This window comes from Streptomyces sp. SDT5-1 (assembly GCF_052245995.1).
Taxonomy (GTDB): domain Bacteria; phylum Actinomycetota; class Actinomycetes; order Streptomycetales; family Streptomycetaceae; genus Streptomyces.
The window spans coordinates 3351242-3363970 of record NZ_CM125963.1 but is presented as its reverse complement, the minus strand read 5'-3'; the positions used below and the strand labels follow the sequence as shown (position 1 = coordinate 3363970).

Here is a 12729-nt window from a genome sequence, read left to right as displayed (position 1 = left end):
GAGGTGGCCGTGCGTCAGGCGAGGGTGACCTCGGCCTGTTCGAAGTAGAGGTCCACGGCGTGATCCACCGAGATCCGGCCGTAGAACAGCTTCTCGGCGACGCGCTGGAGATAGACGTTGAGCGAGGCGCCGCCGTCGGCGGGCGGCGGCGGGGTCGGCGCGAGCGTCTTCGCGACCTGCTTCTCGTACGTCTGGACCTGGCGCACCTTCGGATCGGACGTGTCGGCCGCGCCCTGCTGGCTCGTGGTCGGCGGCATCCCGATGTTGGTGCCGAGGATCTTCGCCACCCGCCGGTCGTTGACCATGAAGTCGATGAACCGGGCGCTCTCGCTCAGGTACGGGCTGCGCGCGGCGGCGGCGATCAGCATGCCGGGCTTGGCGTAGATGCCGGAGCGGCCGGTGTCGCTGGGGACCGTGCCCAGCGAGAGCGTGCTGCCGCGCATGTCGCTGCGCCCGCCGACCTGGTTGTCCCACTCCAGGTAGGAGGCGGCCCTGCGGGTGGTGATCGGGAAGCCGGGCAGCGATTCGAGTACGGCGTCGGGGCCGGCCAGCGCGCCCTCCTTGCGCCAGCCGTCGACGACGGTGAGGTAGCGGCGCATGTCGTCGCGGTCGAAGCCGAGGGCGCCCTTGTCGGTCCACATCTGGAGGCCCTGCTGGCGCATCCAGACCTCGAGGCCCATGTAGTTCTGGCCGGGGTTGTCCATGCCGTACTGCACGGGGCCGCCCTGCTTGCGGCCGTACCGGGTGACCTGGAGGGACTGCTCCATGAAGGCGTCCCAGGTCGTCCGCCGCGTCGGTCTGCGGGCGCCGGCCGCGTCCCAGGCCTTCGCGTCGTACATCAGGGACACGCAGTTGCTGCCGAGCGGCAGCGCGACGCGGCGGCCGTCTACCTCGCCCGCGGTGCGCAGCGACGGGATCACGGTGGACGCGTCGATCTCCTTGCCGGAGCCGGTGTGCGGGCCCAGGTCGGCGAGGACGCCGTGCTCGCCGAGGGTGCGGATCCACGCGTAGTCGACGTGCATCACGTCGGGCGGGTTGCCGCCCGCGGCGGCGGTGCTCAGCTTCGGCCAGAAGGCGTCGAACGCGGCGAAGCTCGACTTCACCTTGATCTTGGGGTGCTCGCGCTCGAACACGGCGATGCACTTGTTGATCAGGTCGGCGCGACCGCTGTCGCCCCAGAAGAAGTAGCGCAGGGTCACGGCGCCGCCGGACCCGACGGAGCGCGCGGGGCCGCCGCAGGCGGTGAGCGCCGTGCCGAGGCCGGTGGCGAGGAGCGCGGACAGGGTGGTGCGACGGGAGGGGGCGACGCTGCCCATAGGGGGCCTCCACGAGCGACTGGACGGTGGGGGCGGTTCGTGGGGAAGGACGTTTGCATGCGCTCGCAGGCCGGTCAATGCTTCGCGCACGCTTTTCCGGAACGATTCAATGCCGCCAACTCCCGGGGCCGTACGCACTCTTGACGTCTTCTGCGAGCGCTCGCAGAATCCAGGTGGGCCCCGCCGGGGACCGCCCCGCGGCGTGTGGCACCGATCACCGGATGCGGACGTTGTCGGTGGGTGCGCATACCGTTGAGCGCATGTCTTTTCGAGGGCGGGAGTGGCGCGAGCTGATCCGCGGCCGACCGCGACGGTGGACGACCGTCGCGGCGATCGTGGCGGTGCTCGCGGGAGCGGGTGGCGGCGCGGCGGCGTCCGCGGCGTCGGACTCCGGCGGGTCGACCGCCGTGCACCGGCAGGACCGGATGATGCCGATGGGCGGCGGGGTGCGCGTCGACACGTCGTACTTCACGGCGGGCTCCCCGTCCCACAAGCGCCCCGCCGTGCTGCTCACCCACGGCTTCGGCGGCAGCAAGGCGGACGTGCGCGCGGAGGCCGAGAAGCTCGCCGCCCACGGGTACGCGGTAATGACCTGGTCGGCCCGCGGCTTCGGCCGCTCCGGCGGCAAGATCGGCCTGAACGACCCGAAGCACGAGGTGGCCGACGTCTCCCGGATGATCGACTGGCTCGCGAAGCGCCCCGAGGTCGAGCTCGACAAGCCGGGCGACCCGCGCGTGGGCGTCACCGGCGCCTCGTACGGCGGCGCGATCTCGCTGCTCTCCGCGGGGTACGACAAGCGGGTCGACGCGATCGCCCCGCAGATCACGTACTGGAACCTGGCGGACGCGCTGTTCCCCGACGGCGTCTTCAAGAAGCTCTGGGCGGGCGCCTTCTTCACCTCGGGCTCCGCGCAGCTCGGCACCCGCACCAGCGAGGCGGGCCTCGCCTGCGGCCGCTTCGAGAAGAAGCTGTGCGACATGTACAAGCGGGTCGCGGTCTCCGGGAAGCCGGACGACGCGGCGCGCAAGCTCCTGGAGGAGCGCAGCCCCGTCGCCGTCGGCGACCGCATCAAGGTCCCCACGTTCATCGCGCAGGGCCAGACCGACTCGCTGTTCCCGCTGGGCCAGGCCGACGAGATAGCGCGCCATGTGAAGGCGAACGGCGCACCGGTCCAGGTCGACTGGCTGAACGGCGGGCACGACGGCGGCGACATGGAGCTCGACCGCCTGCACGAGCGCGTGACCTCCTGGTTCGACCGCTATCTGAAGGACGAGAACGTCGACACGGGCCCCGCGTTCCGCGTCACCCGCACCGGCGGCGTCGACTCCACGGACGGCGCGGCCACCCTGCGCGGCGCGAGCGGCGACCTGTACCCGGGCCTGCGCGGCGAGAACCGCGTCGGCGTGCCGCTGAAGTCGGCCACGGAGACGTTCCAGAACCCGCCGGGCGGCGGCCCGCCGTCGATCTCGTCGGTGCCGGGCCTCGGCAAGGTGTCGAACCTGTCGACGTCGCTCGGTGTCGGCTTCTCCCTCGAGTACCCCGGCCAGTTCGCGCGCTTCGACTCGGCGCCGCTGAAGAAGTCGGTGCGCGTCACCGGCTCCCCGACGGTCACGGCGCACGTGAAGTCCTCCACGGACGAGGCCGTGCTCTTCGCGAAGGTCTACGACTCCGGGCCCGACGGGACCCGCCAGGTGCTGCCCTCGCAGCTGGTGACGCCGCTGCGCGTGACCGGCGCGGGCGGCGACGGCAAGGACGTGCGGATCACGCTCCCCGCCATCGACCACGAGGTGCAGAAGGGCCACAAGCTGCGGCTCGTGCTCTCCGCGACCGACCTCGGCTACGCGTCGCCGAACGAACCGGCGACGTACCAGGTCACCGTCCGCGACAGCCTGAGCGTGCCGACCGCGCCCGATGTGCGCACGCAGGCCGAGCCGATGCCCGCCTGGGTGTGGTGGCTGCCCGCCGGCGCGCTGGTCGTCGCGGCGGGGCTGCTGCTCACGGCGCGGCGGCGGACGACGGCGCCCGCGCCCGACCCGGCGCTCGCCGACGTGCCGCTCGAGATCACCGGCCTCGGCAAGAAGTATGCCGGTTCGTCCGACCGGTACGCGGTACGGGAGTTGTCCTTCCGCGTCGAGCAGGGCCAGGTCCTCGGCCTCCTCGGGCCGAACGGCGCGGGCAAGACGACGACCCTGCGCATGCTGATGGGCCTGATCCGCCCCGACGAGGGCGGCATCCGGGTCTTCGGCCACGCGATCAGGCCGGGCTCCCCGGTGCTCTCGCGGGTGGGCGCGTTCGTCGAGGGCGCCGGCTTCCTGCCGCACCTGTCGGGCCGGGAGAACCTGGAGCTCTACTGGAAGGCGACGGGACGTCCCGCCGAGGACGCGCACCTCGACGAGGCCCTGGAGATCGCCGGTCTCGGCGACGCCCTGGCGCGCGCCGTGCGCACGTACTCGCAGGGCATGCGCCAGCGCCTCGCCATCGCGCAGGCCATGCTGGGCCTCCCGGACCTGCTGATCCTCGACGAGCCGACGAACGGGCTCGACCCGCCGCAGATCCGCGAGATGCGCGAGGTGATGATCCGGTACGCGCGCGGCGGCCGCACGGTCATCGTCTCCAGCCATCTCCTCGCCGAGGTCGAGCAGACCTGCACGCACCTCGTGGTGATGGACCGCGGGCGACTCGTCCAGGCGGGCCCCGTCGCGGACATCGTCGGCTCCGGCGACACGCTGCTCGTCGGCGTCGCGGGCGAGGTCACCGACGCGCTGGTGGAGAAGGTGGCGGGGTTGCCGGGCGTGGCCTCGGTGGGCGCGGTCGACGACGGGCTGCTGGTCCGCCTGACGCCACCGGAACCCGAGCCCGCCGGCGCATCCGACGAGGCCGCCGCGTCCGACCCGGCCGCCCGCCTCGTCGCGGAGCTGGTGCGGCTCGGCGTCCCGGTGCGCTCCCTCGGCCCGCACCGCCGTCTTGAGGACGCGTTCCTGACGCTGATCGGAGGGACCCCGGCATGACGACGACCGGAGCCGAGACGGGGCCGCGCGAGGTGCCCGAGCTGGCGCACGGGTACCGGCCGCGGCGCACGTTGCCGCTGCGTGTGGAGCTGGTGCGCCAGGTGAAGCGGCGCCGGACGCTCGTGATGGGCGCCGTGCTCGCGCTGCTGCCGTTCGTGCTCGTCGCCGCCTTCGCGATCGGCGGGGAGCCGGGCGGCGGGGGCGACGGCGGGCAGCGGGTGAACCTGATGGACACCGCCACGTCGTCGGCGGCGAACTTCGCGGCGACGAGCCTGTTCGTGTCCGCCGGGTTCCTGCTGGTGATACCGGTCGCCCTGTTCTTCGGCGACACGGTGGCCTCCGAGGCGAGCTGGTCGAGCCTGCGCTATCTGCTGGCCGCGCCGGTCCCCAGGGCCCGGCTGCTGTGGTCCAAGCTGGCCGTCGCGTTCGGGCTCAGCCTCGGCGCGATGCTGCTGCTCCCGCTGGTGGCGCTCGGCGTCGGCGCGGTGGCGTACGGCTGGGGGCCTTTGGACATACCGACCGGCGGGGCGCTGCCCGCGGGCACGGCGGTGCAGCGGCTCCTGGTGATCGTCGCTTTCGTGTTCGTGTCCCAACTGGTCACGGCGGGCCTCGCGTTCTGGCTGTCCACGAAGACGGACAACCCGCTGGGCGCGGTCGGCGGCGCGGTCTTCCTGACCATCGTCGGCAACGTGCTGGACGCGGTCACCGCGCTCGGCACCTGGCGCGAATTCCTGCCCGCGCACTGGCAGTTCGCGTGGGCCGACATGATCCAGACCCAGCCGGAGTGGACGGCGATGACCAAGGGCGCCTCGGTCTCCGTGGCCTACGCGCTGGTCCTCTTCGCGCTCGCCTTCCGCAACTTCGCCCGCAAGGACGTGGTGTCGTGAGCACGCGGGGCGGGCCCTAGGGCCTGTCGTCAAGCTCCCGTCTGCGTCGCGACGCCTGGCACGCACTCCCCCAGCCTTCGGCCGGGGGACCCCCAGCTGCGTTGCCGGAAGACCCGAGTAGCTCCGCTACTGGGATCTTCCGGCGCCTTGCGATCGCACGCTTCCCCAAGCTCTCGGCTCCGCTCGAGCAGGGGGAGGCCCCATTACGCCGCGCCGCCGCCCTTCGGGCGACGACCGTAGTTTGACGACAGGCCCTAGAGGCCCGCCCCGCACTCCGGCGCGCTCAGCGGATCTGCCGCCCGGAGATCGCCCGCGCGATCACGAGCCGCTGGATCTCGCTGGTGCCCTCGAAGATCGTGTAGATCTTCGCGTCCCGGTACATCCGCTCGACCGGGTGCTCGCGGCTGTACCCGGCGCCGCCGAGGACCTGGATGGCCTTCTCGGTCGCGGCCACGGCGAGTTCACCGGCGCGCAGCTTGGACATGGAGCCCTGGGCCGCGTCGAAGACCTTGTCGTTGCGGGCCATCCACGACGCCTGCCAGATCAGCAGCCGGCAGGCCTCGATCTCCGTCCGCAGGTCGGCGAGGGCGAACGCGATCGCCTGGTTCTCGACGATCGGGCGGCCGAACGCCTCCCGCTCGCCCGCGTACTCCAGCGCGTACTCGTACGCGGCGCGCGCGATGCCGAGCGCCTGCGCGCCCACCGTCGGGCGGCTGACCTCGAATGTGGACATCGCGGCCTGGCCCCGGGAGCCCGACGTGCCCTCGCGGGCCCGCGCGAGCCGCGCGTCGAGCTTCTCCTTGCCGCCGAGCAGACAGTGCCCGGGGACCCGGACGTCGTCGAGGAAGACATCGGCCGTGTGCGAGGCCCGCAGGCCCAACTTCTTTATCTTCTTGGCGCCTTCGAGGCCCGGCGTGCCCGGCGGCACGATGAACGCCGCCTGCCCGCGCGAGCCGAGATCCGGGTCGACGGAGGCGACCACGACATGCACGTTCGCGATGCCGCCGTTCGTGATCCAGGCCTTCTGGCCGGACAGCACCCACTCGTCCTTCGCCTCGTCGTAGCGGGCGCGGGTCCGCATGCCCGCCACGTCGGAACCGGCCTGCGGCTCCGAGACGCAGAACGCCGCGACCTTCGGGTCGTCCTCGTCGCCGTAGCACTGCGGCACCCACTCGGCGAGCTGGTCGGGCGTGCCCGCGGAGAAGATCCCGGCCACCGCGAGCGACGTGCCGAACAGCGCCATGCCGATGCCCGCGTCGCCCCAGAACAGCTCCTCGTTGGCGATCTGGAGCGAGAGCCCGGTGGGGTCGCCGAACATCTCGGCCAGCGACTCGAAGCCGTACAGGCCGATCTTCGCGGCCTCCTGGATCACCGGCCAGGGCGTCTCCTCGCGCTCGTCCCACTCGGCCGCCGCAGGACGCACGACGTCGGCGGCGAAGCCGTGCACCCAGTCCCGCAGATCGCGCTGTTCCTCGCCCAGTTCAAGAGAGAAGGGCATGACCGACCGAACCCTCCTCAGGCCTTGGGGATGTCGAAGTAGCGCGTCAGGCCGGAGGCGAGCGCGACATCGCCCGCGATCTTGACCTTGCGCATCATGAACATCGTGACGGGCGAGGAGTTCCCCGAGACCAGCTTGAGGAAGTCGGCGTCGCCCATGATCAGCGTGACCCGCGGCTCGGCGTCCGAGCGACCCTCGGAGACCGTGCAGGTGCCGCCGGAGATCTTCGTCTCGTAGACCGCATCGGGCACCTCGTCCTGACCGGTCACCTTCCAGCGGATGAGCGCTTCGAGGGAGCCGGCGACGTCCGGCTTGAACTGCCGCTCCATGCGCCCGAAGACCTCCTTGAGGACCCGGGTGCGCAGCGCCTCGTCCCGCGCGATCTCGTTGATCTCCTTCGTGGAAAGACCCTTCACGATCCGCGCGAACTCCTCGGGCGTGACGCTCGCGAAGTCGAGCGCCGCGATCTCCTCGGCACCGCTCATGGACCCACTCTCCTTATGGCGACCTTACCGCTTAGTAAGTTTACTAATGGGTAAGGTTACGGCGACGTAGATAGGCTGACAAGGGTGACGGGCACATCGGGAGCGGCTCAAGGGCGTACGGCGGCACGCAGGAAGCGCGTGCCGCGCCACGTGCGCGAACAGCAGATCATCGACGTCGGCGTGCGGGTCTTCGCCAAGCGTGGCTATCACGCGGCGTCCGTGGACGAGATCGCCGAACTCGCCGGAATCTCCAAGCCGATGGTGTATCTGTACCTGGACTCCAAGGAGGGTCTCTTCCTCGCGTGCCTGCGCCGGGAGGCCGAGCGTCTCGTCGCCGCCTTCCAGGAGGCCGCGCGCGGCGCGGGCGCCGCGCCCGAACTGCGGCTGCACGCCGGGCTCTCCGCGTTCTTCGCCTTCGTCGCCGAGCACCGCGACAGCTGGGTCGTGCTGCACCGCCAGGCCTCCGAGCTGAGCGAGGCGATCGCGGCGGCCGTCGCGGATGCGCGCCGCGCCGTCATGGCCGAGGTCGCCGGGCTGATCAGGGACGGCATCACGGACAGCGGGCGCGGCGCACGGCTCGGCGACGAGGACGCCGACTTCGTCGCCCACGCCCTCGTCGGCGCCGCCGACTCGCTCACCGACTGGATGGAGCGCCATCCCGGCCAGTCGCCCGAGGGCATCACGCTGCGCCTCATGAACATGGTGTGGGTGGGCATGCGCGACGTGCTGGACGGCGAGGTCTGGGCTCCGTAGAGCTTCGCGGCAGGGCCTCGCGACGGATTCGTACGCGACCATTGAATTTTCCTTACGCGTAGGTAAGTTGACTCCCCAGTAAGTTCCAGCACGCAGGAGTCGGGCAGCCGCGCGAACGGGAGCCGTCATGGGCGTACGCAAGGATCTGAAACGGGCCGGGAAGCGCGGCGACCTGGCCGAACGCGCCAAGGTCGAGCTGGTCAGGGGCGAGCACGGCGTCGTGCGCGAGGCGCGCGTCGCACCGCTCGCCACGCCCCCGGAGGACGGCTCGACACCCGCCGACATCCCGTACCTCAACGCCGCGCAGGAGCCGAACGCGGTCGTCGTGCGGCGCAAGGAGGGCGAGCGGTGGCGGCCCGTCACCGCCGCCGCGTTCGCCCGCGAGGTGACCGCCACGGCCAAGGGCCTGATCGCCGCGGGCCTCGAACCGGGCGGCCGGGTCGCCCTGATGTCGCGCACCCGCTACGAGTGGCAGGTCCTCGACTTCGCGATCTGGGCCGCGGGCGGGCAGACCGTGCCGATCTACGCCACGTCCGCGCCCGACCAGATCGAGTGGATCGTCCGGGACTCCGGCGCGCGCATGCTCATCGTCGAGACCCCGGAGAACGCCGCGGCGGCCGAGGCGGGGATCGCCGCGCTGCCCGAGGCCGACCGCCCCGGCATCCGGCAGATCGACGACGGCGCCGTGCTCCAACTCGCCGCCCTCGGCGCCGATGTCACCGACGAGGAGGTCGCCAAGCGGCGGGCCGCCCTCACCCCCGACACCATCGCGACCGTCTGCTACACCTCCGGCACCACCGGCCGACCCAAGGGCTGCGTCCTCACGCACGGCAATCTGTACGCCGAGGCCGCGAACACCGTCGAGCTGCTGCACCCGATCTTCAAGGAGGTCACCGGGCAGACCGCGTCCACCCTCCTCTTCCTGCCGCTCGCGCACATCCTGGGCCGCACGATCCAGGTGGCGTGCATGCTCGCCCGTATCGAGCTGGGGCACTGCCCGAGCATCAAGCCGGACGAGCTGCGGCCCGAACTCCGCTCGTTCCGGCCGACGTTCGTCGTCGGTGTGCCGTACCTCTTCGAGAAGATCCACGACACCGGGCGCGCGACCGCGGAGAAGATCGGCCGCGGCTCCTCCTTCGACCGCGCCGACCGGATCGCGGTGCGCTTCGCCGAGGCCCACCTGACCCGGTTCCTCGACGGCGGCAAGGGCCCCGGCATCGGGCTCCGGCTCGCCCACGGCCTCTACGACCTGCTGGTCTACCGGCGCGTGCGCAAGGAGCTCGGCGGCAGGCTCCGGTACGCCATCAGCGGCGGCTCGCCCCTCGACCGCAATCTGAACCTCTTCTTCTACGCCGCCGGGATCGTCATCTACGAGGGCTACGGGCTCACCGAGACGACCGCAGCCGCCACCATCACCCCGCCGCTGCGGCCCCGCCCCGGCACCGTGGGACTGCCCGTGCCCGGCACCACGATCCGGATCGCGGACGACGGCGAGGTGCTGATCAAGGGCGGCATCGTCTTCGGCGCGTACTGGAACAACCAGGAGGCGACCGAGCAGGTCCTGGACGAGGACGGCTGGTTCGCGACCGGCGACCTCGGCGAGCTCGACGACGACGGCTACCTGAGGATCACGGGCCGCAAGAAGGACATCCTCGTCACCAGCGGCGGCAAGAACGTCTCCCCGGCGATCCTGGAGGACCGGCTGCGCAGCCGCTCGCCCGTCGGCCAGTGCATCGTCGTCGGCGACAACCGCCCGTACGTCGCCGCCGTCATCACCCTGGAGCCCGAGTCCGTCGCGCACTGGCTCAGCGTGCGCAAGCTGCCCGCCGACACCCCGATGTCCGAGATCATCGGCGACCCCCGGATCGTCGCCGACGTCCAGAAGGCCGTCGACTACGCCAACGAGGCCGTCTCCCGCGCCGAGTCCATCCGCAAGTTCACGCTGGTCGAAGGGGAGTTCAACGAGGAGAACGGGCTCCTCACGCCCTCCCTGAAGATCAAACGGAAGGCCGTCACGAGCGCGTACGAGCGCGAGATCGAGGAGCTGTACGGTGCCTGAGACCACGGGCACCACCACGTACGACTACGACGTCATCGTCGTCGGCTCCGGGTTCGGCGGATCCGTCTCCGCGCTCCGGCTGACCGAAAAGGGCTACCGGGTCGGGGTGTTGGAGGCCGGGCGGCGCTACACGCGCGACACCCTGCCCCGCACCTCCCTGAAGCTGCGCGACTACCTGTGGGCGCCGCGCCTGCGGATGTACGGGATCCAGCGCATCCACCTGATGAAGAACGTGATGGTGCTCGCGGGCGCCGGCGTCGGCGGCGGTTCCCTCAACTACGCGAACACCCTGTACGTACCGCCACCCGCGTTCTTCCAGGACCGGCAGTGGGGGCACATCACCGACTGGCAGGCCGAACTCGCGCCCTACTACGCGCAGGCGCGCCGCATGCTCGGCGTGCGCACCAACCCGACCACCACCGAGGCCGACGAGCTGCTGCGGGACGCGGCGGCCAGGATGGGCGCGGGCGACACCTTCCGGCTCACGCCCGTCGGCGTGTTCTTCGGCGACGGCAAGGACGCCGAAGGGACGACGACGGCAGCGGCGGGGGAGGAGGTCCCCGACCCGTACTTCGGCGGCGCGGGCCCGAGGCGCGCCGCCTGCACCGAGTGCGGCTCCTGCATGACGGGCTGCCGCGTCGGCGCCAAGAACACCCTCACCGAGAACTATCTGCACCTCGCCGAGAACGCCGGAGCCGAGGTCAGGGCGATGACGACGGTGACCCGGGTGCGCGAGCTCGCGGACGGCTTCGAGGTCACCACCGTCCCCACGAACAGGCGCCGCCGCGGCCGCCGCACCGTGCTGCGCGCCCGCCGCGTGGTCCTGGCCGCGGGCACGTACGGCACCCAGACTCTGCTGCACCGCATGCGCGACGACGGCGTGCTGCCGCGCCTCTCGCGCCGCCTCGGCGAGCTGACCCGCACCAACTCCGAGTCCCTGGTCGGCGCCCTCACCTGGCCGCGCCGCTACGGCCGCCCCGACATCGACTTCACGCGCGGCGTCGCCATCACCTCGTCCGTGCACCCCAACGCGAACACGCACATCGAGAACGTCCGCTACGGCAAGGGCTCCAACCTGATGGCCCTGATCTGCGTGCCGCAGTACCGGCAGAACCTGCCGAAGCCGATCGCCGCCGCCCTCGCGTTCCTCGCCCACCCGGTGCTCGTCGCCCGCACCGTCGCGCTGCGCCACTGGTCGGAGCGGACCATCATCGGGCTCGTCATGCAGACCCACGACAACTCCCTGACGACGAGCCTCGACCGGCGCGGACTGCTCACCGCAGAGCAGGGCCACGGCACCCCGAACCCGGTGCACATACCGGAGGGCTGGCAGGCGGCCGGCCTGATCGCCGAGTCCATCAACGGCTTCGCAGGCACCAACCTCGGTGAACTCATGGGCAAGCCGCTGACCGCGCACTTCCTCGGCGGCTGCGCCATCGGCGACTCGGCGGAGACCGGCGTGATCGACCCGTACCACCGGCTCTACGGGCACCCCGGCATCTCCGTCGTCGACGGCTCGGCGGTCTCCGCGAACCTCGGCGTGAACCCGTCCCTGACGATCACGGCGCAGGCCGAGCGGGCGATGTCGTACTGGCCGAACAAGGGCGAGGCGGACCCGCGGCCCGAACAGGGAGCGGAGTACCGGGAGTTGCGGCCCGTGGCGCCGCGCGCGCCGGTCGTCCCTGCCGGGGCGTACGGGGAGTTGCGGCTGGAGTGACCCCGCGCCCGGCCCGAATTCCGGCGATTTCGGACCCTTGCCGCATACCGTGAGTACGGCCAGATCCTGTCCGCGGAAGCCGGGAGAGTCGATGAGTCAGCGGGACGAGGTCGTCGAACGCGTCGGGTGGTCGCTGCCCGGCTGGCTGGGCGTCGCCGCGGGGGCACTGGCCCTCGCGGGAGCCTTGTACGGGTGCCTGCTGCTCGGCTGGATCCCGGACACCGTCACCGACTTCCTCGGCCCCGACGCCGCCCCGGCCCACGGAAGCGACGCCGCCCGCGCCGGCAGAGGCGCGTTCGTCGCGGCCTGCGCGGTGCTCGCCGTCCTCGCCTTCGGCGGGCTCAGCCGGTGCCGGTCGGGGGACGCTCTGGGGCTCACCCTCTTCGGCCGCTACCGCGGCACCGTGCGGCGCACCGGGCTTCGTTGGGTCAACCCGCTGGTGCTGCGCCGCCGCGTCGACGTACGGCTGCGGCACTGGCGCAGCGAACCGCTGCCCGCCGTCGACGCGGACGGCATGGCGCTGAGCGTCGAGGCCCTGGTGGTGTGGCGGGTGCGAGACACGGCGCGTGCGCTGTTCGCGGTGCAGGACCACGACGCGTATCTGCGCGGACAGATCGAGGTGGCGCTCGCCCGGGTCTTCGCGCGGCTCCCTGCCGACGCCTTCCACGAGTCGGCGCCCACCCTGCGCGACCCGGAGGCGGTCGGCGCCGAGCTGGCCGGGGTGCTGTCCGAGGAGTGCGCGCCCATCGGCGTCGAGGTGCTCGCGGTGCGCCCGGCCCGGGTCGAGTACGCGCCGGAGGTCGCCGACGCGATGCGGCGACGGCGGATCGCGACGCTCGACGCACGGCAGCGGGCGGGCGCGCTGTCCGGCGTCGTCGACTCGGTGGAGGACACCCTCGAACGGCTCACCGGACGCGGCCTGGTGGAGTTGGACGAGTACGAACGCAACGCGCTGGTGCGAGACCTGACGGTGGCGTTCGCGCGCGGCGAGACGAAAACGTGAGCG

The 12729-nt window shown here is 71.9% G+C and carries 9 protein-coding genes; 6 read left to right on the top strand and 3 right to left on the bottom strand.

Going from position 1 to position 12729, the window contains the following annotated elements; all coding sequences use genetic code 11:
* Nucleotides 1-14: 14 nt before the first annotated feature.
* The gene (locus ACTWJ8_RS15650) at nucleotides 15-1316 is read right to left on the bottom strand and encodes an ABC transporter substrate-binding protein (protein WP_356376701.1); all 1302 of its coding nucleotides are present in this window, start codon (nucleotides 1314-1316) and stop codon (nucleotides 15-17) included.
* A 260-nt stretch (nucleotides 1317-1576) separates the two neighbouring features.
* Between ACTWJ8_RS15650 and ACTWJ8_RS15645 the strand changes: the two genes are divergently transcribed.
* Nucleotides 1577-4324, top strand: a complete 2748-nt coding sequence (locus ACTWJ8_RS15645; protein WP_443264164.1) for an alpha/beta fold hydrolase — start codon at nucleotides 1577-1579, stop codon at nucleotides 4322-4324.
* Nucleotides 4321-5211 carry an ABC transporter permease gene (locus tag ACTWJ8_RS15640; RefSeq protein ID WP_443264162.1) on the top strand — a complete coding sequence of 297 codons (891 nt, stop codon included), beginning with the start codon at nucleotides 4321-4323 and terminating at the stop codon, nucleotides 5209-5211. Before ACTWJ8_RS15645 ends, ACTWJ8_RS15640 begins: the two co-directional genes overlap by 4 nt.
* A 283-nt stretch (nucleotides 5212-5494) precedes the next feature.
* Here the strand turns inward: ACTWJ8_RS15640 and ACTWJ8_RS15635 are convergent, their stop codons facing one another.
* Together ACTWJ8_RS15635 and ACTWJ8_RS15630 are read right to left on the bottom strand one after the other, a co-directional pair.
* On the bottom strand, nucleotides 5495-6709 hold the full coding sequence (locus ACTWJ8_RS15635) for an acyl-CoA dehydrogenase family protein (RefSeq protein WP_443264160.1): 1215 nt from the start codon (nucleotides 6707-6709) through the stop codon (nucleotides 5495-5497).
* 17 nt (nucleotides 6710-6726) lie between these two features.
* Nucleotides 6727-7194 carry an SCP2 sterol-binding domain-containing protein gene (locus ACTWJ8_RS15630; RefSeq protein WP_356376713.1) on the bottom strand — a complete coding sequence of 156 codons (468 nt, stop codon included), beginning with the start codon at nucleotides 7192-7194 and terminating at the stop codon, nucleotides 6727-6729.
* Nucleotides 7195-7332: 138 nt separating this feature from the next.
* Between ACTWJ8_RS15630 and ACTWJ8_RS15625 the strand changes: the two genes are divergently transcribed.
* The 4 genes from ACTWJ8_RS15625 to ACTWJ8_RS15610 all read left to right on the top strand — a co-directional run bounded on the left by ACTWJ8_RS15625 (nucleotide 7333) and on the right by ACTWJ8_RS15610 (nucleotide 12726).
* On the top strand, nucleotides 7333-7947 hold the full coding sequence (locus tag ACTWJ8_RS15625; protein WP_356376716.1) for a TetR/AcrR family transcriptional regulator: 615 nt from the start codon (nucleotides 7333-7335) through the stop codon (nucleotides 7945-7947).
* Between the two features lie 127 nt (nucleotides 7948-8074).
* The gene (locus ACTWJ8_RS15620; protein WP_443264159.1) at nucleotides 8075-10006 is read left to right on the top strand and encodes an AMP-dependent synthetase/ligase; all 1932 of its coding nucleotides are present in this window, start codon (nucleotides 8075-8077) and stop codon (nucleotides 10004-10006) included.
* Nucleotides 9999-11723, top strand: coding sequence for an FAD-dependent oxidoreductase (locus tag ACTWJ8_RS15615; RefSeq protein ID WP_443264157.1), 1725 nt, complete (start codon nucleotides 9999-10001; stop codon nucleotides 11721-11723). Before ACTWJ8_RS15620 ends, ACTWJ8_RS15615 begins: the two co-directional genes overlap by 8 nt.
* Nucleotides 11724-11814: 91 nt before the next feature.
* Nucleotides 11815-12726 (top strand): SPFH domain-containing protein, encoded by a 912-nt coding sequence (locus tag ACTWJ8_RS15610; protein WP_443264156.1) that lies wholly within the window; start codon nucleotides 11815-11817, stop codon nucleotides 12724-12726.
* Nucleotides 12727-12729 lie beyond the last annotated feature (3 nt).